We start from the raw sequence: 23,131 nt of genomic DNA, 5'->3' as shown, positions 1-23,131 counted from the left end.
TAAACCGGGATTGCTGCACCGTTCAGCTTAAAGATTCGATTTCTTTTCGTAGGTTAAAACGTGCCTGTATTTCATACCACTCATATATAGGGCGAGTGTAATACAGGCTCGTTCTTTCCAGAAAACTTTCCAGAACTTGTATGCGCCCTGTTCGGTATTGTTCTTCGGGAACCCATGCGTATTCCAGCCTGATTTTATGCCTATAGGTTTCGTATTCTTCGGCAGGGCTACCCAGAATAGATAGGTCTGCATCCAGAAGAATCTGGCAGTCGGTGTCGTTAGAGGCGGCTTGATGCGTTTTGGTGGCTAAAATTAATCGCTCGGATTGTTCTATTAATGCTAGGGCTACACCCGCCGCGCCCAATATTTTGCGCATATAAGCGGCGCTTTGCTCCTCGTTATCCTTCGCTTTCGAGTCGTAGATTACATCGTGGAACCAAGCTGCCAACTTCAAGGCTATAAGGTTTTGCGCCTTGTCTTGCAAGCTCTTAATTATGCTAAGAGTGGAGGTAATATGTTCTAGCGTATGGTAATATCTGCCCGCTTCCGAATAGAGATTTTCCACATCGCTTGTTATTTGAGCGGCTTGTTCGACTGCAACGCCGCTCTGTACCAATAGCTGTGTGAGGTTCATTAGGGTTGCATTGCTAGGCGTACTGCCCCTTCTGCGGGTTCGGAAACCAGCGTCGGTTCGGCGCAAAGAGGTTCGAGCCGTTCGGTAAGGCGACGGCGTAGCTCGCCCGGATTGCTAAGTAGTAACGAACCAGCGTACACCAGCGGCGCTTTTTCGCTTACTGTAGATACCTGTAGCACCTGCTTGGCAATTTGGAGAGCCTTTGTTTCAGAACCCATCCCAACCCGATTCAGGGCGGCGCGTGCCGCAGATTCCAAATGGTCGGCAGCGCGTTCTAATATTGCGATAGCTATCGCATCGCCTTTGGCAGCAGCGCGTTCCACTATGGGGCTGAGTGAGCCAACCTGCCGCCTGAAGTTATCCAGCGTATCTTCAACTTGCGCCTTATTGCCACCCGTACCGAGTGCGGCGGCGTGACGATAGAATTGTTGCGATAACGAGTCGGGGCGTTTAGCCGCGATTTTCCATTCCATCGCGACCTTTTCAGTTAAAGTTGTTTCAGGTGCGCGTCCGTCTGCTGCTGCCAGTACCGCTTTTACCGCTTCAACCCCAACCCAGTATGCGCTGCCTTCCTCACCGAGTAAAAAGCCCCAACCGCCAGCCCTTGCGCTGCTGCCGTTCTCGCCCATTGCAAAAGCCAGACCGCTCTCACCCGATAGCACCGCAACGCCATAGCCGGTTTCCGAACCTGCCAGCAGCGCGATGTGTGCGTCCGAAGTTACTTTGATATTATCGGTGAAATTGTATTCTTGCAGAATACGGCGTAGTGTTGCTTCCTCTTTGGGCTTCTCGATGCCGGGCATGCCTATTGCGATTGCTTCCACTTCAGGGAGCGGCAACCCGCTGGTCAGCAAGTCGCGTGCGTTAATCCCAGCTACACCAAAAGCTGCAAATAACGCGCTCCAAATAGTCTGGCTGCAACGATCCTGCCCTACAATCGAGTAAGTGGACATGGTAGCCGCCCCACGTCCCACTATGTTTCCTTCATTATCCGCTAAAAGGGCGATAGTGCGGCTGCCCGCTTCTATCCCAATATAGTAACTTGTTCCCATTGTTTTATGCTACTGCTTTCCCACCCATTGTAAGGTTTGATTCAGTGCTATACCACACTGAACCCTCTAGATTTTGCTGTAAAGATAGTGATGCAGGAAGACAAAGCCTCCCAAAAATTCTTTCATAATAAAGCCAATGCCAGCCCACTTGCTACGAGCATCTTGATTTGAAGAACCGTAAGATTCAATGCGGCACGTACGTTTTCGGCTGCCGCTTTCAAGTTGAGCTTGCTAGATTTTACGGGAGCAAACTTCTCGCGTCTCTCGTAAATAATTATGTGGGTGGCTTCTTTTAAGGACTCAGGTATCGGCTCCGGCTGTGATTCAGGTATTTGAACTTTATCTTTTTTTGCCTTGATAATTCTGAAGGCGGCATAGCCCCCGGTAAGTGCAGCAGCAGCGATGCCCAAACCTACTTTATCGTTGAACATTGAAAGATACTCCTGTCTATCACATTCAAGGTAATAAGCCCTCTACCGAGACGGCGAGTAGTTTGGTCAGACAATTTTATATGTTAAAGTATATTCTAACTATGCTTTTTAGTCTATATATATTGGATGACCTTTTCCAGTCGAAGCATAATATGGTAACATGCTTGGTGTAAAGCAATTGCAGATTACTGTACTATTTACGGAAGGAGTGCTTATGCGCGACCTTGCAAATATAGCTTTAGATACCGCTCTCTTGAGAGGGGCTACTTATGCGGATATTCGCTTCGTAACCGATAAAAAACAAAATGTTCAGGTAAAGAACGGCGTGGTTGAATCGCTGTCCCTCAACGAAAGCGCCGGGTTTGGGGTGCGGGTTGTTGCGGATGGTGCATGGGGCTTTAGCAGCAGCAGTGTGGTTACAAAGCATGAGATAGAGCGTGTAACAGCCGAAGCCGTGGCAATTGCCAAAGCCTCTGCCAGTGTTCACCGCCGTCCGGTACAATTAGGCGATCCGGTTTCAGTGGTGGATAAATACAGCGCTTCGGTTGAGATTCCGGTTTTCAGCGTGCCGATAGAACAGCAAATTGAGCTTTTGCTGCAAGCGGATGCCACGATGCGCCGCATCAAGGGTATTCACGTTGCGAAAGGCTTTATCAACGTATTGAATACCAACAAGATTTTTGCCAGCAGCGAAGGTAGTTATATTGAGCAAGAATTGAGTGAAGCGGGCGCGGGTATCGAGTGTTATGCAGTGGGAGAAGGCGGTTTTCAGCGGCGCTGTTACCCGAACTCGGAAGGTGGGCAATGGGAAACTGGAGGCTATGAACTAATACCTCGCCTAGCTCTACCTGAGCATGCAAACCGGATAGCCGAACAGGCAATACAATTGCTCACTATGCCTGTTTGCCCTAGCAAAGTTACCACGTTGGTTTTGGATGGTAGCCAAGTAGGTTTGCAAGTGCATGAAAGTTGCGGACATCCCACCGAATTGGATCGGGTTTTTGGCATGGAAGCCAGTTTTGCCGGAACCAGTTTTTTGACTACCGAGAAACAGGGGAAATTAAAATACGGCGCAGATATTGTAAATATCATTGCCGATGCCACTTCCCCGCGTGGGCTTGGCACTTTTGGCTATGATGACGAAGGTATCAAAGCTACGCGCACTCCTCTTGTACAGAACGGGCTTTTCGTGAATTATCTTACTGACAGGGAAACCGCTGCTGTGCTTGGTCAGCAGTCAAATGGCACTGCCCGCGCCGATAGTTGGAATCGCATCCCGCTCATTCGCATGACCAATATCAACCTCGAACCGGGCAACGGTGGTTCACTGGATGATTTAATCGGTGGCGTGGATGACGGTATCTATATGGAAACCAATAAAAGCTGGAGTATTGATGATAAGCGTCTAAATTTCCAGTTCGGGTTGGAAGCCGCTTGGGAAATAAAGAACGGTAAACTTGGGCAGATGTACCGTAACCCGGCGTACACTGGCATGACTCCCCAGTTTTGGGGCAGCGCCGAGGCAATTGGCAGTCTCGATAGCTGGAATATTTGGGCGATACCGAATTGCGGCAAGGGCGAGCCAATGCAGGGAATGCACGTTGGACATGGCGCGGCTCCGGTGCGTTTTTGCAATATTAAGGTATTCGGGGCGGAAAGCTAGTGAATTATCTTCAGGATACACCCATATCCGATATTCCGGCTACATCGCTCACGCCCCAGATGTATCCGCCTCCTCCGCCGGGTTATCCTCCTATAACCCCGATTTATCAATCGGCGCAAGTTTATTATAACCAGTATTATCAGGGCGTTTACCCTTATTTGCTACCTCGTAAAAGCGGGTTACCGGGTTGGGCTTGGCTACTTTTAGCGGGTTGGGTTGGAATTGTTATACTTGGCATAATAGTGGTAGGGTTTAGCCTTGCTACGGTGTCAACGTGGCGTGAGGATGCCCTCAATGTAAGCGACCAGTTTTTAAAAGCTGCCCGCGAAGGTAACGCCGATAAAATGTACGAATTGGTTTTACCTTCTGCCAAAAATCGTTTGACTCGTGTCAGTTTGCAGACTTTTGTGAGCCAACGGCGAAGCTATCTTTCGCGTTATAGCAATTTGACCAACGTCACTTCCAAAATTTCCACAAACAACGGAAATACTGTAATTAACTTGAGCGGTAAGATAAATTATAACGATGGGCGTACCGGAAGTTTTACCTCCATGCTGCAAATGGTTGAAAATAGCTGGTACATAACGGATTACTCTCTAGGAACGCCCCAATAGGAGATATGGCTATGTCGGAGGTTCTTGGTAAAGAGCAACTTACTCGACTTTTGCAGGATACTTTGAAGTTTGCTCGCGCAGACCAGACAGAAATCAGCTTCAACGGTGGTACAACCGCGCTCACCCGCTTTGCCAATAATTATATTCACCAGAACGTGCAAGAGCATAACACCGTTATAAAGGTAAGGAGTGTGTTCGGTCAAAAGGTTGGGATTGCCAGCGGCAACAGCCTGAAACCGGAAGATTTAAAAGCACTGGTACAGACCGCTGAAAGGTTGGCTAAATTACAGGTAGTTGATCCTAATTTCAAATCATTGCCGGGGTCGGAACTGGTAACAGCCGTAAATGTGCCTGAGCCGGATGCTGCAACCTACAATACTGACCCACAAGTACGCGCCCATGCTGCTAGTATCATTTGTCGCAAAGCGGAAGAACAGGGCATTATTGCCAGTGGCGCGTTTAGAACACAAGGTTTTGAAGTGGCAGTGATAAATTCACTAGGGCTTTCAAATTATTATCGAGGCGCGAGCAGCGATATTGTAACTGTGATAATGGGCGAGAATAGTAGCGGTTATGCTGAACGCCTCAGCCCTCGTGTTTCTGAAATAGATGGCGAAGCAATAGCAGATGAAGCTATTAACAAGACACTGCGAAGCGCGAACCCTGCACCATTAGAACCGGGCGAGTATGAGGTAATTCTGGAAGAATATGCCGTATCCGAAATGCTCTCGTATATGAGCTTTCTTGGAATGGGGGCGCAATCTATCCAAGAAGGGCGCAGCTTTATGCAACTAGAGCGTCAGTTGATGAATCCGCTCGTAACTATTTATGATGATGGAAGTGACCCTCGCAATATAATAATGCCTTTCGATGCGGAAGGGGTTACTAGGAAGCGGGTTAATATGATTGCCGCAGGCGTTGCAAAAGAGGTAGTGTACGATACCTATACTGCTAATCGCGAACCCGGCAAAAGCACTACCGGGCATAGCACAGGTACACAGAATGAATCTGGTCCTATCCCACTTCACCTTTTTATGGAAGCAGGCGACAGCAGTAAAGAAGAAATGCTTAAGGGTATCAAACGCGGTGTCTGGGTTACGCGCTTTCACTATGTTAATCCCCTTGTGCCGGATAAAGCGATACTAACAGGTATGACCCGCGATGGCACATTCTTGATTGAAAACGGTGAGATTGTACGTCCGGTAAAAAACCTGCGTTTCACCCAAAGCGCGGTTGAAGCTTTGCGGGATGTAACTGCCCTTACACAAAACCGAATTTTATTGCCTAATTTCGTTTTTGGTTCATTGGTTCCTGCTATTAGGGTTGGTAGATTCAGATTTAATAGTGCAACGGAGTTCTAATGCAATTGGTCAGGTTTCTGCTTGCAATACTGGTTTTAAATCTAATTCTTGGGGCTTGTACTGAGGAAACCGTTAGTGTTGTTACTCCCGAACAGCCTACTCCACAGCACACACAAGCAGCAGTAAATGGTACGCCTGCATCTGCTACTGAAATAACTACGCCAGCTAATTTTAAGCCCGACCGGGAATTTATTTTCGGGCTGAGTCAAGAGCCGGTTGCTTTTATGCGAACTAGCCCCAACGACCCCTCCACGGGCATAGGGCTTGACCCCGCAAATCTGGTTGATCAGCCCTCCTTGATTATCGTTCGCCAGATTTTTGATACTCTTTTCGAGTTTAAACCGGGTAGTATGCAATATCAATATGCCTCTCTCCTTAAACCTGATGGCTTTTACATTTCGGAAGATGGTTTAACATATACAATTCGTATTGGTGGCGGACTGGTTTTTTCTGATGGTACTCCGTTGGATGCGGAATCTTTGCGCTGGAATTTTATCCGCTGGTCAAACCCTAATAGTGTTTATCATAAGGGTGATTTCTCCACTTACCGCAATTTTTTTGTGGATTTACCCGGTTATCCCGGTTATCCCGGTATTCTTGATATGGATCGGTTAGAAGTACCTAATTCACGCACATTGGTGGTGCATCTTAAAGCGCCAATGCCTAATTTCTTTCAGGTGTTGTCCATGCCACAATTTGCGATAGTATCTCAAAGTTCTTTTGATAAGGAGGGTAATTTCATAAAGCCGGTTGGTAGCGGAGCTTATATGGTGGATAAACCCTACGACCGCCGCGCCAAACTAGAGCAGCGTTATATGACATTGAAGAAAAACCCAAATTATTCGGTGGAGAAAGACCCAAATATGTTGCCCGCTCGTGCCATTGAAACTATCGTTTTGAAGGTGTTGCCGGGAAATCAGGATGGCTTGCGTGCTTTACGTAGCGGTGAAATCAGCGCAACCGATAAGATTAAACCTGAGGATGTGACCGCTAATCTTAATGACCCCATTTTCGAAATCAAGCACCGCCTTGCTTTAAATATAGCTTTCCTCGGTATAAATCAAACTCGTGCGCCGTTCGATCTGATAGAGGTACGGCAAGCGCTTGCTTATGGGATTAATACCGCTGCCTTAGTGGGTAAATATTATCAGGGCTTGGGTACAATCGCCTCCGGATTTTTGCCGCCCTCTGCGCTTAGTTTCCGTTCCGACCTTAAATCTTACCCTTATGACCCGCAAAAAGCGCGTGATTTGCTGGCGCAAGTTGGTTATATCAACGGTATTACTACTCCAATAGACTTATGGGTCATTCCTGTTTCGCGCTTATATTATCCTGACCCCGGTAAAATAGCACAAGCCATTGTAGATGACCTTGCAAAAATTAACATCAAGATAGTTCTGCACGAAGAAAGTTCGTGGGTTAATTTTAATCCACATCGCGATGATGGGCGCTATACTCTTTATATGGGTGGTTGGCAAGGTGAAAATGGCGACCCTGAAGAGTTTCTTTTCCGCTTTTTTGGGGAGGAACGCAAGGATTTGGGCTATAACAATCCGGTGGTGCGGAAGTGGCTAAAGGTTGCCCGCAACGAAAATAACCTTGTGAACCGAAGACCTCTTTATAGTCAAGTTACCGATCAATTATTAAGTGATATTCCCCTACTACCTTTGGCTTATGTAGATTGGCCCGTTGCAGTACGGCGAGATATTAACGGCTATGAACCCAGCCCTAATGGCATAGAAAATTGGGCATATTTGAGCTTCAATTAGGCGCACGGTATATAAGCGGCAAATCTTGCAGGCAGATTAATTAGTGAATAACCCGGATAAAAAAATTACCCCCATACCTGAGTTTTCAGGAAGGGGGTTTTCTTTTATTTAAGAGGCGCGTTTGAAAGTGTAAGGTCTGAACATAGGTTCAAGGTGGGCGGGTATCCGTCCCTCGATATGGGTGCCTTCGTCCAGAAATTGCTCTTTGTCAATATGCCCTTTCTGGTGGAATAACGCCACCAATTTGTTTTGGCTGTAGGGGATGTTCAGCTTTACCTTGACCAGACCAACATCTAGCATATGCTGAATCCGTATTAATAACTGGTCAAGCCCGATGCCCGTCTGCGCGGAAACAGGCACATAATCGTCCGGCAGTTCAAATTCTTTCGATAACTGCTGGCTGATAGTGGTGGAATTTCTACTTCCCGTATCTTCTAAATCAACCATCAGGTCGATTTTGTTTAGCGCCATAATACGAGGTTTGTCGCTTGCACCCAATTCTTTTAGCACTTCTTCAACTGTTTGGGCTTGCTCTTGCGCGTTCTGGTGAGTGAAATCCAGCACGTGAATCAACAAGTCCGCTTCGTTGACTTCTTCTAGAGTGCTACGGAAAGCTTCTACCAATCCATGCGGTAAGCGTTGAATGAACCCTACCGTATCGGTCAACAATATGTCTCGACCGTTGGGCAGTTTTACGCGGCGCGTGGTGGGGTCGAGCGTGGCGAAAAGTTTGTCTTCTGCCAACACATCGGCGTTAGAGAGCTTGTTCAATAGGGTGCTTTTTCCTGCGTTGGTATAGCCCACCAGCGAAACTACCGGAATTTCTTCGGTGCGGCGACGTTCTCGGTAAAGCTCTCGGTGATTGTGTACATGCTCCAACTGCTCTTTCAAATAGCTGATGCGGGTACGACTGGCGCGTCGGTCAATTTCCAACTGAGTTTCACCGGGACCTCGCAATCCTACCCCACCACCAGTTTGGCGCGAAAGGTGCGTCCACATGCGAGTTAGGCGAGGTAAACGGTATTCCAGTTGTGCCAGTTCAACCTGCAAGCGTCCTTCTTTGGTGCGGGCGCGTTTGGCAAAAATATCCAATATCAGCGCGGTGCGGTCAATAACTTTAACCCCTAAATATTCTTCCACTTCGCGTTGGTGAGTGGGGGAAAGTTCCACATCGAATATCACCACATCCGCTTCCATGCTCTCGCGCATCGCTTTAAGCTCGTGCAGTTTGCCTTTGCCTATGAAATATGAGCGATTCGGTGTACTAATTTTCTGGGAAGTTTTGCCGATTACCGCTACCCCATCGGTGTCGCATAGTTGCTCTAATTCCAGCAACGAATCTTCGACATCAAACAGGTCGCTCTGCTGTCCCACACCAACCAGTAAGGCTTTCTCTTGCGGGGTACCCGTAGGATAAACCGGAACTTTGGAACGTTTGGGCTTAACAATACGGGGTTCTTCAAAAAGATGCTCGTATGCGCTCGGTGGGGTTTCCTGCGCAGTGTTTTCATTATCGGAAAATTTATCGGGGTTGTGTAACTCGCGATTTTCATCGTGTTCGGAAAAGGTCTGCGTAGGCATCCTCCGTGTACGCTTTCGCGGGCTACTTCGCTCGTGAAAGGCTAATTTTATTACTTAAAACTAATAATACAACAAGTTGTGTGGGGTAAATAACACTATTTATCCCCAATTATATCAACATATCCACAATGGTCAACAGGCAAAGTTTCTCATTTGCTTTTGCAATAGCAAATGCTTACCTGTATATAGTATATATCTATATTATAATACGTTAGAATTGCTTAAAAAGTTCCATTCTCTTAAAAAATTCTCAATAGCTGACTCAGCCTGTGAAGCATAATTACTTTTTGTAGCGTCTAACCATATGATTGTCGGGTCACGCCTGAACCAAGTATTTTGCTGGCGAATATAGCGATGAGTGGCAAATCGCATGCGGTTTTTTGCCTCATCAAGACTCATTTCGCCACGCAGATAAGCCCCTACCTGCCCATAGCCAAGCCCGGTCATCGCAGGTGAGGAAGGGGCGTAACCTGCTTCTAGCAAGTGACGGGTTTCGTTCACCAACCCTTGCCTGAACATTTCTTCGATACGCGCATCGGCACGTTGGTATAAAGCTTCTCGTTCCAGCGTCAAGCCTAGTTTCAAAATCCGGTATGGTGCGCCGCGCTTACCATGTACCTCAGAAAATTTACGTCCGGTGCTGCGGTAAACTTCTAGCGCACGGATGATACGCCGGGCGTTATTGGGTATGATATGAGCGCATGCTTCAGGGTCTAGTTGTTGCAATTCTAGGTAAAGCGCAGCGGTACCATGTTCGGCAACTTCCTGTTCTAATTTGTGGCGGTAATCTAGGTCGGGCGCTACGTGGGGTACTTCCCAGCCTTCACACATTGCGTTGATATAGAGCATTGTACCGCCTACCAGAAAGGGTAAATTACCGCGCTGTTGTATTTCCTCAATGGCGTTGGTTGCCATGCGTTGAAAATCAGGGAGGGTGAACTCTCTATCCGGCGGTATAATATTTATCAGGTGGTGCGGAACACGGCGCAAATCTTCATGGCTTGGCTTGGCGGTGGCAATATCCATCTCGGTATATACTTGACGGCTATCGGCGCTGACAATTTCACCGCAAAACTTTTCAGCCAGTATAACCGCCAGCGTGCTTTTGCCGACAGCGGTAGCTCCAGTCAGCGCTATCAATGGTTTTAAAGTTGTTTGTTCCACTATAAGAAGAATTTTACATTAGCCGCCTGTATTTTGGCGTGCATCCAATTATCAAAAGCCACACTGCGCCCGTATGATAAACCTGCCAGATATTCCCATTGGCTGGCATCTAGGGGGCGGTTTGGCTCATAGCCTGTGAGTGTAACCAATACCCAACTTCCTCCATTTTGTATGGGTGCTGCAAATTGTCCTACTTTAAGACCTTTTAGCAAATTAAATAAATCAGTTTCCACCATCTGCTCGACCACCCAACCTGCATCACCCTTACGGTAGGCAGTCAGCATATCCTGAGATTTTTCCTGAGCGGCTTTAGCAAAAGCTTCCGGCAAATTAGCTACCGGTATAGCCTGCAAATCTTTCATGGTTGCCTGAGCGGTAGCCTCATCATTAAAAACAATTTGGCTGAAGTGCCATTGTGGTACATTGTCGCCTATTTTTGGCAATTGCGCTCTTAGCTTCTGGTCAAGTTTTCGAGAAACCACCGAAGGTTCTGCTTCGTATCTTCGATAATCATCGCGAGTAAGCCCTGTAACCTGTTTGAGCGCCTCAAAGAAAGTTTGTTGGCGCGTAACAGCGGTAGCTGCTGGGGACATAATAGGGGTAGGTGTTGGTGGCACAGTTGGGGTGGGAAGTGCAGTCACCCCCGGAGGTAGTGTTACAGCTGCAATTGTAGCCAGTTCAATCGAAGCCACAGCCGTATATACCGTACCGGCAGTTGCGGTCGCTTCTAGGTCGGCTTGACTAAAGGTTTGTGCAGGACCAATTTGATTTCCAATCTCAAGGTCTATTTCATCTGCTGACACGGTAATTCCATAATCCTTTTTAGCTTCAGTTACCAGAATAATACCTTGGAGATATTGTTGTAATTTGCGCTTATCTACCGGTTGGTATGGCAAATCGTCAAGCTGTTTTTGCAGCAAACGCAGTTGCTCAATATCCACGGCAGTTGGCTTTGGGTTTACCACAAAGGTCTGGTAAAAAAATAAGTCTCGGAAGGCGTAAAAGCGGCGATAGCGCAAATATTCGTCAAATGTAATAGTTTGACCATTCAATTCTGCCAATACTTGATTTGAAGGTAAAGGTGTATTGGTTATACCAACGGGTTGGGGAGTATTGGTGATAATAACAGGCGTATTGGTTGGTAATGGAATCGGCGTGGCGGTTGGTGTGCGTGTCACTGGAAGGGGAGTACCGAGTTTAGCATTGGTAGGAATGCCTTCCGGCAGGGTGGGAGTAGCATTAAGGATTTCTCCACAACCTTGCAATAGTATAGTTACCAGCCACAGACAACTAAACCATCTAATTACACGCAATTGATTTTTGTTCATTATATATCCAGAGGTTCGCTTTAAAATTGTTGGAAGCCTTGCTCTGAACCTCAATTTGGTATCAAACCCAATCAAAGCTGCTATCTAATATCCAACTGAATTATAAAATTGGATAATCCGAGTATAACCCAAAGAGGAAAGCAGAGCAATAATGAGGAAAATCAAGGATTTTAATAATAATTTTATTGTAAGTGTGGTAATTTTAACCCGATTTTTATAGTTAACCTATATGATAGGGTCAAGGAAATGCAGTTTAGATAATTATGGTGTTCATAAAAAAAGTTAAGATTACTCCCTATCTGGCAAACTGCGTCCAAATTCCAAACAACTTTATACCAGAAGGCGGTATTAATGAATCTCCAAATACTACCATTCAAATATAGTTACAAAATAAAAGCAGCTTCTTCAGAGCCTAAAAAGATTTTGATAATAGATGATAATTTCGGGCAAGCTGCTAAAACCAAGTTTATCCTCGAAGGCAAAGGCTATGAGGTTGAATTGCTCAGGGATGGAATCGAAGGTATAAAAAAAGCTGATGAAATTCGCCCTGATTTGATTATTCTAGACCTTTTTCTTCCAAAAATTAATGGTTTTGAGGTGTGTAAAACTCTTAAATCCACCAATAAGCTACGTAATATACCGATTATCGTTTTTAGTAGTGAAAACAAATTAAAAAACATGGTAACTGCCTACGAAATGGGCGCAGATTATTATGTGGTTAAAGGGGAAGAAGGGGAACATGTGCTTGCGTTACTGCTAGAGACGGTTTTCAGCCGTATGGCTCGCGCTAACCTGCACTCTTTCTAGTTTTTTTTGGACAAATAACCGCTTAAACGGCATAAGCAATCAACCACAATCGCCCGGTCACTCCGGGCGTTTTATTTATGAAACAAAAAAGGCTTTGTATTAAAAAAACCCACAAAGCCTTTAGAAAAACCGGAATGGTTTACATCGCGTTTGCCGGAAGCGGTGGCATTCCTTTACCGACTGGCACATACACTACTCGGCTAAAGCTGGTGTGATATGTGTATTCACGCCCTGAGTAATCTAGTTTGATTAAAAAGCCGGGATTAATACCCTGCTGTTTCTTTAACCCTGCCTGTAGGTAGCCTAGTTGCGAGTCAGGCCATGTTACCGGAGTAACCGATACCAACTTGATTTTACTGACAAGTTCCGGCATATCCTCTATGCCAACCACTCGCGCCAAATCCTCTTTTGCCCGTTGCACCATTTTGTCTTGGCTATTGCGGGTAGCGCCTTTTACCCAAACTGCTCCTCCAGCCATATTATTTCCTTCCTTTCCCAAAGTACGCAGAAACTGCCCGCGTTTAATTGCTTTTTTTACGCTAGAATCTACTTAAATTATAGCCTAAAGGCTTTGATATAACAGAGAAAGGTATGTTAATAATGCGGGAATGAAACCTAATCAAAATCTTGGACAGTAGCGTTAAAGATTCGCGCTGCTGCACGCGAACGCTCGTCCAACGGTGAGCTACCTTTCCCGGAATTCTTAGAATCTGTACGCGCAGAACCTTCCGCACTATTCGGGCTGCTGCCTTCATCAGCTACGCACTGGATATAAACTGTCCGCCCTAGTATCTGGCTGCACTGCTCTTCTACAAAAATTCTGTTCTTTTCCTGTGAAATTTTCTCGCGATGGAACTGATACTTAAAAGCCAGCATAATTTGCTTGCCTTCTACTCCTACCGGACTTGCCTCGGTAAGCAACGCTTTTATCGTGACCTGCGAACTGCCGATTTTATCCAGCAACTGTCCCCATACTTGTTGTACTTCAGCTAGACTCAAGTTTGCCCCATCCGTAGTTGGCGATTCTTTCTGGTTTGCTGGCGCAACCGGGCGTGGTGGATTTATTACAGGCGGTTCTTTTCTCACTTCGGTTGGATTTGTGGTTCTGGCAATTGGTAACTCATCTTCGTCCATAGGATACATTGTTGCCGATTCTTTTTGCACAGTGGGGCGATGCTGGTTAATAACAGGCGGTTCTCTATATGCTACTGCCGGATTAGGGGCAGTTCTGCTAGGAGTTTGGCGAGTTACTACTTGAGGTTGTACCACCGTTTCAACCAACACGGCTTCCATAAGCGCAATTTCAAGCGGCAATTGGGTATAAGGCGATACCTTCAGGTTATAATCAACCCCGCTGAAAATTTTGAGTAAGGCAATTAATTCAGCTAGATTTATCCGCTTTGCCTGTATTTGCATACGCTCCAGTATTTCGTTCGGCAAATCGAGTAATTCGCGTGCATCGGGGTTTGCTTTGAGCAGCATCATGCCGCGCAGGTGTTCTACCAATTCACGATTGAACCGCTTCAAATCAACGCCACTTTGCACTAAATTGCTGATTTGCTCAAGTCCTGACGCAAGCTCTCGTTCTAGTAATGCCTCTACGAAATCTGGCACAGCCTCACTATTCATTACGCCGAGCATCTGCTTGACGGTTTCAAGGGTGATATTTCCCTCGCTGAAAACAATTAGTTGGTCTAGTAGGCTTAGCGCATCGCGCAGACTCCCGGTTGCTTGCCGCGCTACCAATTCGAGAGAAGCCTTTTCAGCTTTCACTTTTTCTTCGAGGCACACATACTGGAGTCGCTCTACAATTTCTTTAAGGCTAATGCGCTGAAAATCAAAGCGTTGGCAGCGAGATAAAACTGTTGCCGGAATATCTTGGGGGTCGGTGGTGGCAAGTACAAAGATAGCGTGCGGGGGAGGTTCTTCCAGAGTTTTGAGCAGCGCGTTAAAAGCCGGTTCGGTCAGCATGTGTACTTCGTCTATGATATAGAATTTCTTACGTAATGCGTTGGGCTGGAAATTTATTTTTTCGAGCAAGTCGCGGATGTCTTGAATACCTCGATTGCTGGCAGCGTCAATCTCGATTAAATCCATCGCTCGCCCTTCGCTAATACTGAGGCAGGCTTCACATTTGTTACATGGGCGTGCGTTGACATCAGTTTCGAGGCAACTTATGGCTTTGGCTAACAGGCGTGCAGTGGAGGTTTTTCCTGTGCCTCTGGGACCGCAGAAAAGGTAGGCATGACCGACTCTTCCGGTGGCAATGGCATTTTTCAGGGTACGTGTAACCGCTTCCTGCCCCACCAGTTCGTCAAAGGTTTGTGAACGCCATTTGCGGTAGAGTGATTGGGAATGACTTTGATTGTCGGGAGTATCGTCACTCTCCATTGATTTCTTCGCTATTGCCATTTTAAAGTCTAATCCCCACTGTATGTTGGCATTTGGAATTTTCAGATGGACATATTATAGACCATCAGTAAGATTCTGCAAAGCTGAAACAGTCTCAGTGATAGCGTTTTAGCATGTCCAATAACTCGCGCACCAGAAAAGGTTTGAGCAAAAAACCATCCACTGTACCGGGGTTTTTAGCAATTTCAAGCTCAACTTCTGGATAAGCCGTCATTATTAGAGCTACAATTTTCTGTTTTCTGTTTTTTTCGCGATAACGCTTGATTAGCTCAATTCCATTGCCTTCCGGCATATCAAAGTCGGTAAGCAATATTTCAAATTTCTGAGAACTGGCTTTATCCAGCGCTTCATGAAAACCGTTGGCTTGTGTCACCTCATATCCGGCTTTTGCCAGCACTTTTCCCATAGTTCTAACCAAGCCAGAATTGTCATCCACCACCAGTATCTTCATCGGATTAATGCTAGGACGCTCCTAATTTTTTATCGATTTATTTTTGTTACATTTACGCTTTAAATCGCTTGCACTTAATTGTACAAATAAAATAGCTAATATACAAAAAAAGTATTGAGTATCTATAAAGGATATTTTAAGAAAAACAGCCACATTCACAAATTTATTTATGACAGCTTTGATAATAACCGCAATTAAGACAGCGTTTTGTCATATCGTGATTGGGTTCAGGCAATTTACAACCGGGCGTTGCTGCGTATTTTTCTAAATCTCTCATTTCGGAGATGATTTCCAGCAATTCAGTTCGTAAGGTGCTGTTCCACTCTATTCTGAAAGTTTGTTCGGCGTATCGTAAAATGCCGTAAGCTGGTTTCTCTTGCCAGTCTTCTTCCAATAATAGACAATATGCCGCTAGTTGAAGAATATCGCTATAGTAAGGTTGTGGGGCAATACGTTTGGGCTTGACTTCAACTGGAATTAATCCTGTTCGGGTTTTGACGATGTAATCCGGTTTACCGATAAGGTTATAACGCGCACTATATAGGCTTTTTTCAACTTGTTTCCAGCCTCCGGTATCGCTATAAACAATCCGATATTGAAATGGCAAACCGCTGGAATTTGCTGCTTTCTTCGACCATAATGTAAATAGAAATCCAAAAACAATCAAAATAAAAGCAATCGTAATAAGCCAAACCATATTAGTTTGAACCTGATTCGCTCTGAGGATAACCTGCGTCAGGGTAAGGATTCAAGCCTTGTTTTCGCGCGTAATTTTCTCCCAACCGCACTCTTTCCGAGATTGGCGGGTGTGTATAAAATAGCCAAATTGCCCAACCGGGCGGATTTACTTCCGCCAGATTCTGGTTAGCCAGCTTTTTCATGCATGTTATAAATGAGGCTACATTTTCAGTTATATCCAGTGCGTAATAATCCGCTGCTTTTTCGCGGTTACGGCTGTAGGCGTTAGTTACCGGATTTGTAATCAGACCGAACCCCATCAGAACCAATGCCAGCAAAGGGAAGGAAGCAACATCGCCCACATCCCGGAAGCCAAAAACGCCAAGCGTATTTTGTAGTAGCAAATTTGCTATAAACAAACCTGCTAGGGTTATTGTCGCATCGAAGAAAATCCCGCGCCCTATATCGCCATGCACATGGTGTCCAAGCTCATGCGCCATAACCACTTCGATTTCATCGGCGGTAAAATGTTGAGTGAGGGTATCACCTAGCACAATCCTGCGGGTGTTGCCTACTCCGGTTACAAAGGCGTTGGAGGTGCTGGTACGTCGGCTGAAATCCATCGTATAAATACCCTTGACTCTTGCTCCGGTTTTATCGGCAAGCCGTAGCATACGCTCGCGCAATTCGTCGTTTTCAAGAGGAATAAATTTGTTAAATAAGGGCAATATAATTACAGGGGCAAGGTTTGACATTACTATCACAAAGAACAGGTAAAATATACCGCCTGCTAACCACCACCACTCCGGTAAGCTTCTCAAGCCCAGATATAGAAGGGAGATTAATAATAGCCCGATTATCCCACCTATTACTGCGCCCTTGAAAACATCAATGAGCCAACCCCCTAACGTTTGGTGGGAAAGCCCATATTTTCGAGGTAAATACAAGCTACTATATACGTTCAAGGGAAAAGTCAGGGTGGCGTAAATGCCACCCATCAAAATCATATATAGCAGTACAACTAGCCACTGGTTATTATTCCAGTTTTCGAGGAGCTTCCGAATTTCCAGCGAAAATCCGCTGAAAAGTGCCAATAACAACGCTGTCAGTCCTAACCCGCTATTAGCAAAAAATAGCGCTCGTCTAGTTTTGGCATACTTGCTTGCCTTACGCTGACGATTCTCGCTCATTTCGGTAGATATAGTCATTTTGCAACCTGACTTTTATCTAAAGTTTGGACAATTTTGAACCCTGAGAATCTGTTTTGGTGGTATTAGCTTGATTACCCGTGACTTTTGAATATAATTGTACCGCACTTGGTGGTGCTTTGTACCATTCCCCAGAACTGGTTATACCACCCTGCGGTGGCATTCCCTTGCCATCCCAATATACCCGCGCTTGTGGTTCGGGCGCTTTACTTTTGTTCGGGTTTTTCTTTACATTTGCGGTATAAATGAAATAACCGATGGTAAGAAAAGCGGTTATTACCAGAAAACAAATGCTCCATACAGTCGCCCAGTCTAGGTCATCTTGTTCCTGAGAGTGATTAGCAATTCGCGCTAGAATTGTGCCTCCCTGAGATTCGTAGAGGCTTAGTTTGAGAAGCCCATCATTGCTTTCAAACTCGGCTTCGGCGTAACAATTCAGGCTTTTACAATAAGCGTTAGCAACATCGTACACTTGCTGTTGTACAATTGCTTTGACCGGATTGCTGGCACTTGCGTCGGTAATGGTAAGCACATTAAAAGTGTCGGAGCCGAAATTCTCCTGAGATATGAGCGTTACATTACCTTTGACGAGGGTGTTAGCGGTGCTTTTTGCGTCAAGCGCATCAAAGAAAGTAAAAGGACCGATAACCAACAACGCTATCCACGCAATTAATCCTATTATGAGGAAAATGCAACCGGCTGAACTGCTCTTTTGGGGTTTGGTTTTTTTTGTGTTTGCCATTTTTGCTTTCCTATCAGGTAAGGGTACACTAGCTCTATTATAGCTTGTAAAAAGTAATACGCAACAAAAATCCTAATGTAACAGTAAAAAATAGATAGAAATTTGCGATTGACAAGGTTCTATCGCTAGCATATCATTCAAACATGCACCACTATAATTTCTACCATCAGGCTCACCGATGTATAAGGTAATTGTACCGATTCTAAATCCAAATACGGCTGAGGACATGGTACATTTGGCTACCACGCTTTCCGGTGTTTCTTCCGGGAAAACCGACCGTTTAAAAGTAACGGTACTTGGCGTAGTGGTTGTTCCCACCGATACTCCTTTGAGCCAAGGCGCAAGTTTGGTTAAAGCTTATCGTACAATGCTGCGCTACATTCCCCCTGAAAATAATAATAAAGTGGAAGTGCGTACTGAGGTGCGGGTCGCCCGCGAAGTTTGGCAAGGGATAGTGGAGCAGGTGCATGAGGAAGGTGCAAATCTGTTGTTGTTGCACTGGAAAGGCGCTACTCAAACTCCCGGTGCTATTTACGGTTCTACCATTGATATGCTCATGCGCGACACACCCTGCGATATAGTGTTGGCACGCTTTAATGGTTTCAAGCCCGCTAAAAATATTTTGCTACCTGTTCGAGGCAGTGGTTATAGTAGTCTAGCTTTAAAGCTAGCTTCCCACATTTCCGAAGTTTGGGGAAGCAAGCTTACGGTTTTGCATAGCTTCTCACAACTTGTTCCCGGAACTGTCGAATCTCCTACAGATTTGAGCGATTATTCTCCTGCCTATACTGATTCGTTTAGTGTGGACAATAGCTTTAATGCTTCTGAAATTTTAAGCGAATTGCCTCCCGGAGCGGGTTTGCTGACCGTTCAGGGTGAGCCTACTACCAGCATTTTACGTGAAGTCCCGAATTATGATATGGTGGTGGTAGGGGCAAGCGGGATGGAGGGGAAACCTTCAGGTGAGAACGAGTCAATGGCTATTCGTCTATCTCGCCGACTTGAAACTCCCTTACTGGTAGTTAAGGCTAACCGTTTGTTGCCTGTAACTAAACCGGGTGCGCCGCATCGTGATGATGAGCGGTTAGCTGAAATGGTTGACCAGTGGTTTGCTCAGAATACTTTCCGCTATCGTGAATTTCGGAGCATGAGCAGCCTTACTCTGCTTAAAGCCAGCAATAATTTAAGTATTAGTCTTGTTTTCCCGGTCTATGGCAAAGTCCAACCGATGAATTTGGCGGAGAATATCCGGCGCGCTCGTTTTGCTTTGATGCGCGATTGTGCTTTAGTAGATGAAATTATTATTTCTGCTCCCGGTTCTCTGTTTGACCCAGATGAGCTTACTTTATTGGGCGCTGGTGAGGGCGAAGAAGTGATTTATGTTCATTCCGATAGCCCACACCCGCCAGAGCAAAGTAACGGTCCCGGGGAGGCGTTGTGGCACGCTATGCGTAAGGCACGCGGGGATATTGTGGTATGGGCAGATCCAAGCGTAAGCGGGTTTGAGCCACGCCACATTTACGGGTTGGTCGGTCCCTTGCTCACCTATACAAAATTTGCAATGTCCTGTGGCTTTTTCTCAGAAGAAGACGAAAATGATTTTCACCCGGTAATGGACGAACTGGCGGAATTAAGTATTCGCCCTTTACTGAGCGGATTCTTTCCGCGCCTGTCAGGGGTGATAAATCCGCTTTGTTTGGTGGGTGCAGCACGCCGTGATAGCATTGAACGTTTGCCTTTCTTTACCGAGTCAGGTTTCATGCCGGGGTTACTGATAGATGCTACCGCGCGGAATGGCTTGATGTCATTGGCACAAATAGATTTAGGTGCGCCTTCAGTTAGTGTCTGTTCTATAACCCCACAACGTACCAGCGCGGAAGTAATGGAAGTGTTATTGCGGAGAATAGAGGATCGCGCTCAGGTGCATTTATCTCACTATTTCAACCCCGCATTAAAAGCGATACGCCGAGAAAACGGGGTTTTTTCACTAAGGGTTGTGCCTCAAACCTCTCCTGTAAGGGAGTTGCCGCCCCCAATATTTGCCCCGGGTTATTATCGTAACCAATTCTAAGTCGAAACTATTTTCTAAGTTTGGCGGTGGCTTGCGCTATAATAAAATAGTCCTAATTGTGTTCAGTGAAAGCGTAAGTCATTTTCCAATCTAGTTAGTGCAAACCTTCCTCTCATCCCTTATAATGAATCTTAATTATGATCCTTTTTGTTAATGCTAGAAAAGAGAAAAATTGCTATGTCCATTGCGGAAATAGGGGATACAAAATCGCAGCAGGGAAACCCGCAGCTAGCGCATGTTCTAGTGGTCGTAACCCATACTCACTGGGATAGAGAATGGTATCTGCCCTTTCAGAATTACCGTTTCAAATTGGTACGCCTGATAGATAAACTTTTGAACATTCTGGACACCAGCCCTGACTTCAAACATTTTATGCTTGATGGTCAAACCATTGTGCTGGACGATTATATCGAAGTTCGCCCTGAGCGCGAAGCCGATTTGAAACGTCATATTGAAAGCGGACGCTTGCTGGTAGGTCCTTGGTATATCCTGCCCGATCAGTTTTTAATAAGCGGCGAAGCCCACATACAAAATATGCTGCGCGGTTTGAAATCCTGCCGAAAATATGGCTCTCCTATGAAAGTGGGCTATATCCCCGATTCTTTCGGGCAAATCAGCCAGATGCCCCAAATCCTGCGCGGTTTTGGTATTGATACCGCTGTTTTCTGGCGTGGAGTTGGTCCTGAAATTACCCAAATAGAATTTCTTTGGGAAGCGCCTGACGGCAGTATTGTAAATTCGGCTCATTTGCCCGGTAGTGCCAATATCGGTGGCTACAGCACCGCTCTAGCTTTTAACACTGGGGTTGAATCGGCGGTTGCACAGTTGGAAGCGGTCGAGAATTTTCTCATAAAACGCTCTACCAGCGGTGTTACTCTTTTAATGAACGGCAATGACCACGCCGAACCTACGGCGGAACTACCCGAAACCCTGAAAAAAGTAGCGGAAATAATGCGGGAAAAGGGCAAAAATTACCGCTTTGTACACGGCACAATGCCCCAATTTCTGGAAATGGTGCGTCAGAGCGGCGCGTGGGAAAATCCCAATGTACCGCGCCATCGGGGCGAGTTCCGCAACCCCAAATTAGCGCATCTGTTACCGGGCGTTACCTCTGCGCGTATATGGATAAAACAGTGGAATCATCGGGTCGAGGGCTTGTTAGAGCGCGAAGCGGGCTTGGCGTTAGCGTGGTTCAAAGCCTTGCCAAATGCTAAATCTACTTATGACCCTGCTTCCTTGCAAGGGCTTTACGATACCGCTTGGAAATACCTTTTGCAAAATGACCCGCACGATAGCATCTGTGGATGCAGTGTTGATCAGGTTCATGAAGAAATGAAGACCCGCTATGCTTGGGCGGAGCAAATTTCTATTGAATTGCGCGATGAGGGTTTCCGTTCCATTGCAAATCTGGTCAATACTGCGGCGGTTTCAAGCGAGGAGAAAATCCAGCCGATTGTGGTATTCAACCCCACCCCCTTAAAGCGCACAGATACTACAGCGCTTACCGTTTCGGTAAATCCTGATTTCGATGATTTTGTAATCACCGACGCTGATGGCGCTATCTACCCGCACTTGATTACTCGCCGTGAACGCGAAGTTTTATTCAGTATGGATATTCCGGCTTTTGCGCTGATGGGTATGAAGAGTCAGGCTGATGATGACGGTCGGGTCATGGGCTATAGCATGGTCGATATAAAATTTGACCGACAGTTATCTAACAAAGAGATTGTAACGGTAGAGGTTACGGCAGTATATAACAGTGCTGCACCTACCAACCCTGCTTTGATGCGTCATGCTCTTAGCGAAGCTCAGAAGTACATTGATGACGGGGTGCAGACCTTTAAGATGATTGCATATCGGCAGAGTTCGCTCGCGCTTCAGTTTTTGTCCCGCGATGTGCCGCCTATAGGTTACAAAACTTTTGCCTTACGCGCTAGACACGAAAATGAGCCTGTTTTCAAGCAAGAAGTAAAAAATGCACCGGAGACAATCGAAAACGAGTTTTATACTATTGATGTTGAGGCTAAGACAGGGCTTCTCACGATAGTAGATAAAGAAACTGGTGCTGTTTACTCGCAAATTAATCGTTTCAGAGATGTGGCAGATGCAGGGGATGAGTATAATTTTTCACCTATATCGCAGGATAAAGGAATCGAGAGCTATTTTGACGCTCCCCAGATTTTCGTGCGACTTTCCGAACTGGAGCAATCTATCGAGGTGAATACTGCGCTAGAGTTGCCTTATAGCCTCAAAGCTGACCGCCAATCTCGCAGCGAAGAGATGACTCTGTGTTCCCTTACCACCGTTGTGACGCTTACTCCCGGTTCGCGCCGAATTGATTTCGAGACCGCTTTCCACAACAAGGTGGAAGACCATCGTTTACAAGTGCTTTTCCCTGCGCCCTTTGCCGCAACCGAAAGTAAAGCGGAGGGTATTTTTGATGTTATTACTCGCCCTGTGGGTGTGCCTCGTTTCGATAGCAAGTGGCTAGAAGACCCCATGCCACAAGCGCCTCAGAAAACCTTTGTGTCAATAAATGATGCAGAGTCTAAGCTAGGCTTAACTGTTATTAACCGAGGTTTGCCGGAATACGAAATTGTAAAATTACCTGATGGCAACAGCGCCATTGCGATTACGCTTTTGCGTTCGGTGGGTTGGCTCAGTCGTGACGACCTCAAAACTCGGCGCGGTCATGCCGGACCCGGTATGCCAACACCCGGCGCACAATGTCAGGGACGGCACTATTTCCACTATGCTCTTATGCCACACAAGGGCGAATGGCTGGTTTCAGGCGCACAGCAGCAAGCACACGCCTTTAACCATCCTATGATTGGCGTGATGGCAGCGAAACAGACAGGAGAATTGCCGATTTCTCAGAGTTTCGTGGAAATTCAGCCGCGCGTGATGGCTCTCAGCACCATTAAAGGCAGCGATGATGGGGCGGCAGTTATTGTACGGCTCTGGAATCCTAGCGATAGAGATATTCCGATTTGCAAGGTACGTTTCTTCCGACAATTCTCTAGTGTCAGTTTGGTCAATTTAGAGGAAAACGAAACGGTGAAGGTCTTGCAGCAGGAAGCAGACGGCAGTTACAACTTCTCGGCTCTTGCTCACAAAATTATAACCCTGCGCCTCGACTTCTAAATCTTCCGGCTCTCTTCTTTC

General features: G+C 46.1%; 19 protein-coding genes. 7 read left to right on the top strand and 12 right to left on the bottom strand.

Annotated features, from left to right (window positions below; translation table 11 throughout):
• Positions 1 to 22: 22 nt before the first annotated feature.
• The 3 genes from WCK19_RS00285 to WCK19_RS00275 all read right to left on the bottom strand — a co-directional run bounded on the left by WCK19_RS00285 (position 23) and on the right by WCK19_RS00275 (position 2,117).
• Entirely contained in the window at positions 23 to 634 is a 612-nt protein-coding gene (locus WCK19_RS00285) for a hypothetical protein (protein ID WP_342395337.1), read from the bottom strand.
• Positions 634 to 1,686 (bottom strand): BadF/BadG/BcrA/BcrD ATPase family protein, encoded by a 1,053-nt coding sequence (locus WCK19_RS00280; protein WP_342395336.1) that lies wholly within the window; start codon positions 1,684 to 1,686, stop codon positions 634 to 636. The genes WCK19_RS00285 and WCK19_RS00280 overlap by 1 nt, the downstream gene beginning before the upstream one ends.
• A gap of 122 nt (positions 1,687 to 1,808) precedes the next feature.
• Positions 1,809 to 2,117 (bottom strand): hypothetical protein, encoded by a 309-nt coding sequence (locus WCK19_RS00275; RefSeq protein ID WP_342395335.1) that lies wholly within the window; start codon positions 2,115 to 2,117, stop codon positions 1,809 to 1,811.
• Positions 2,118 to 2,331: 214 nt separating this feature from the next.
• Between WCK19_RS00275 and WCK19_RS00270 the strand changes: the two genes are divergently transcribed.
• The 4 genes from WCK19_RS00270 to WCK19_RS00255 are packed head-to-tail and all read left to right on the top strand — an operon-like array spanning position 2,332 to position 7,524.
• Positions 2,332 to 3,780: a TldD/PmbA family protein gene (locus WCK19_RS00270; RefSeq protein WP_342395334.1), complete on the top strand. Its 1,449-nt coding sequence runs from the start codon at positions 2,332 to 2,334 to the stop codon at positions 3,778 to 3,780.
• Positions 3,780 to 4,394, top strand: coding sequence for a hypothetical protein (locus WCK19_RS00265; RefSeq protein WP_342395333.1), 615 nt, complete (start codon positions 3,780 to 3,782; stop codon positions 4,392 to 4,394). Before WCK19_RS00270 ends, WCK19_RS00265 begins: the two co-directional genes overlap by 1 nt.
• 11 nt (positions 4,395 to 4,405) lie before the next feature.
• The gene (locus tag WCK19_RS00260; protein ID WP_342395332.1) at positions 4,406 to 5,755 is read left to right on the top strand and encodes a TldD/PmbA family protein; all 1,350 of its coding nucleotides are present in this window, start codon (positions 4,406 to 4,408) and stop codon (positions 5,753 to 5,755) included.
• The gene (locus WCK19_RS00255; RefSeq protein ID WP_342395331.1) at positions 5,755 to 7,524 is read left to right on the top strand and encodes an ABC transporter substrate-binding protein; all 1,770 of its coding nucleotides are present in this window, start codon (positions 5,755 to 5,757) and stop codon (positions 7,522 to 7,524) included. Before WCK19_RS00260 ends, WCK19_RS00255 begins: the two co-directional genes overlap by 1 nt.
• A 108-nt stretch (positions 7,525 to 7,632) precedes the next feature.
• On the opposite strand, the gene hflX is transcribed toward WCK19_RS00255, so the two are convergent.
• From hflX to WCK19_RS00240, 3 genes are all read right to left on the bottom strand, one after another.
• Positions 7,633 to 9,105, bottom strand: a complete 1,473-nt coding sequence (gene hflX / locus WCK19_RS00250; protein ID WP_342395330.1) for a GTPase HflX — start codon at positions 9,103 to 9,105, stop codon at positions 7,633 to 7,635.
• A 201-nt stretch (positions 9,106 to 9,306) separates the two neighbouring features.
• Positions 9,307 to 10,269 (bottom strand): tRNA (adenosine(37)-N6)-dimethylallyltransferase MiaA, encoded by a 963-nt coding sequence (gene miaA, locus WCK19_RS00245; RefSeq protein WP_342395329.1) that lies wholly within the window; start codon positions 10,267 to 10,269, stop codon positions 9,307 to 9,309.
• Positions 10,269 to 11,597, bottom strand: a complete 1,329-nt coding sequence (locus tag WCK19_RS00240; protein ID WP_342395328.1) for a peptidylprolyl isomerase — start codon at positions 11,595 to 11,597, stop codon at positions 10,269 to 10,271. Before WCK19_RS00240 ends, miaA begins: the two co-directional genes overlap by 1 nt.
• 351 nt (positions 11,598 to 11,948) lie before the next feature.
• Between WCK19_RS00240 and WCK19_RS00235 the strand changes: the two genes are divergently transcribed.
• Positions 11,949 to 12,404: a response regulator gene (locus WCK19_RS00235; RefSeq protein ID WP_342395327.1), complete on the top strand. Its 456-nt coding sequence runs from the start codon at positions 11,949 to 11,951 to the stop codon at positions 12,402 to 12,404.
• Between the two features lie 139 nt (positions 12,405 to 12,543).
• On the opposite strand, the gene WCK19_RS00230 is transcribed toward WCK19_RS00235, so the two are convergent.
• The 6 genes from WCK19_RS00230 to WCK19_RS00205 all read right to left on the bottom strand — a co-directional run bounded on the left by WCK19_RS00230 (position 12,544) and on the right by WCK19_RS00205 (position 17,895).
• On the bottom strand, positions 12,544 to 12,882 hold the full coding sequence (locus WCK19_RS00230; protein WP_342395326.1) for a hypothetical protein: 339 nt from the start codon (positions 12,880 to 12,882) through the stop codon (positions 12,544 to 12,546).
• Between the two features lie 137 nt (positions 12,883 to 13,019).
• The gene (gene dnaX, locus WCK19_RS00225; protein WP_342395325.1) at positions 13,020 to 14,816 is read right to left on the bottom strand and encodes a DNA polymerase III subunit gamma/tau; all 1,797 of its coding nucleotides are present in this window, start codon (positions 14,814 to 14,816) and stop codon (positions 13,020 to 13,022) included.
• Positions 14,817 to 14,910: 94 nt separating this feature from the next.
• On the bottom strand, positions 14,911 to 15,267 hold the full coding sequence (locus tag WCK19_RS00220) for a response regulator (RefSeq protein WP_342395324.1): 357 nt from the start codon (positions 15,265 to 15,267) through the stop codon (positions 14,911 to 14,913).
• A gap of 163 nt (positions 15,268 to 15,430) precedes the next feature.
• Entirely contained in the window at positions 15,431 to 15,964 is a 534-nt protein-coding gene (locus WCK19_RS00215) for a Dna2/Cas4 domain-containing protein (RefSeq protein WP_342395323.1), read from the bottom strand.
• A gap of 1 nt (position 15,965) precedes the next feature.
• A complete protein-coding gene (locus WCK19_RS00210; protein ID WP_342395322.1) occupies positions 15,966 to 17,153 on the bottom strand; it encodes a M48 family metallopeptidase in 1,188 nt (395 codons plus the stop codon).
• 19 nt (positions 17,154 to 17,172) lie between these two features.
• Positions 17,173 to 17,895 (bottom strand): hypothetical protein, encoded by a 723-nt coding sequence (locus tag WCK19_RS00205; protein ID WP_342395321.1) that lies wholly within the window; start codon positions 17,893 to 17,895, stop codon positions 17,173 to 17,175.
• Between the two features lie 178 nt (positions 17,896 to 18,073).
• Between WCK19_RS00205 and WCK19_RS00200 the strand changes: the two genes are divergently transcribed.
• Both WCK19_RS00200 and WCK19_RS00195 read left to right on the top strand, forming a co-directional pair.
• Complete coding sequence (locus WCK19_RS00200) at positions 18,074 to 19,966, top strand: universal stress protein (protein ID WP_342395320.1); 1,893 nt, start codon at positions 18,074 to 18,076, stop codon at positions 19,964 to 19,966.
• A gap of 177 nt (positions 19,967 to 20,143) precedes the next feature.
• Positions 20,144 to 23,110 carry a glycoside hydrolase family 38 C-terminal domain-containing protein gene (locus WCK19_RS00195; protein ID WP_342395319.1) on the top strand — a complete coding sequence of 989 codons (2,967 nt, stop codon included), beginning with the start codon at positions 20,144 to 20,146 and terminating at the stop codon, positions 23,108 to 23,110.
• Positions 23,111 to 23,131: the final 21 nt, after the last annotated feature.

The organism is Candidatus Chlorohelix sp. (assembly GCF_037138995.1).
Lineage (GTDB): Bacteria > Chloroflexota > Chloroflexia > Chloroheliales > Chloroheliaceae > Chlorohelix.
Note: the sequence above shows the minus strand (reverse complement) of the source record. Positions and strands in the feature narration are given on the sequence as shown.

Excerpts from the sequence above, each read along its gene's own strand:
- WCK19_RS00210 (WP_342395322.1), bottom strand. The coding sequence starts at position 17,153 with ATGACTATATCTACCGAAATGAGCGAGAATCGTCAGCGTAAGGCAAGC.
- dnaX (WP_342395325.1), bottom strand. The coding sequence starts at position 14,816 with ATGGCAATAGCGAAGAAATCAATGGAGAGTGACGATACTCCCGACAAT.
- WCK19_RS00235 (WP_342395327.1), top strand. The coding sequence starts at position 11,949 with ATGAATCTCCAAATACTACCATTCAAATATAGTTACAAAATAAAAGCA.
- WCK19_RS00230 (WP_342395326.1), bottom strand. The coding sequence starts at position 12,882 with ATGGCTGGAGGAGCAGTTTGGGTAAAAGGCGCTACCCGCAATAGCCAA.
- WCK19_RS00215 (WP_342395323.1), bottom strand. The coding sequence starts at position 15,964 with ATGGTTTGGCTTATTACGATTGCTTTTATTTTGATTGTTTTTGGATTT.
- WCK19_RS00200 (WP_342395320.1), top strand. The coding sequence starts at position 18,074 with ATGTATAAGGTAATTGTACCGATTCTAAATCCAAATACGGCTGAGGAC.
- WCK19_RS00270 (WP_342395334.1), top strand. The coding sequence starts at position 2,332 with ATGCGCGACCTTGCAAATATAGCTTTAGATACCGCTCTCTTGAGAGGG.
- WCK19_RS00275 (WP_342395335.1), bottom strand. The coding sequence starts at position 2,117 with ATGTTCAACGATAAAGTAGGTTTGGGCATCGCTGCTGCTGCACTTACC.
- WCK19_RS00260 (WP_342395332.1), top strand. The coding sequence starts at position 4,406 with ATGTCGGAGGTTCTTGGTAAAGAGCAACTTACTCGACTTTTGCAGGAT.
- WCK19_RS00280 (WP_342395336.1), bottom strand. The coding sequence starts at position 1,686 with ATGGGAACAAGTTACTATATTGGGATAGAAGCGGGCAGCCGCACTATC.
- WCK19_RS00240 (WP_342395328.1), bottom strand. The coding sequence starts at position 11,597 with ATGAACAAAAATCAATTGCGTGTAATTAGATGGTTTAGTTGTCTGTGG.
- WCK19_RS00195 (WP_342395319.1), top strand. The coding sequence starts at position 20,144 with ATGTCCATTGCGGAAATAGGGGATACAAAATCGCAGCAGGGAAACCCG.
- hflX (WP_342395330.1), bottom strand. The coding sequence starts at position 9,105 with ATGCCTACGCAGACCTTTTCCGAACACGATGAAAATCGCGAGTTACAC.
- WCK19_RS00205 (WP_342395321.1), bottom strand. The coding sequence starts at position 17,895 with ATGGCAAACACAAAAAAAACCAAACCCCAAAAGAGCAGTTCAGCCGGT.
- WCK19_RS00255 (WP_342395331.1), top strand. The coding sequence starts at position 5,755 with ATGCAATTGGTCAGGTTTCTGCTTGCAATACTGGTTTTAAATCTAATT.
- WCK19_RS00285 (WP_342395337.1), bottom strand. The coding sequence starts at position 634 with ATGAACCTCACACAGCTATTGGTACAGAGCGGCGTTGCAGTCGAACAA.
- WCK19_RS00220 (WP_342395324.1), bottom strand. The coding sequence starts at position 15,267 with ATGAAGATACTGGTGGTGGATGACAATTCTGGCTTGGTTAGAACTATG.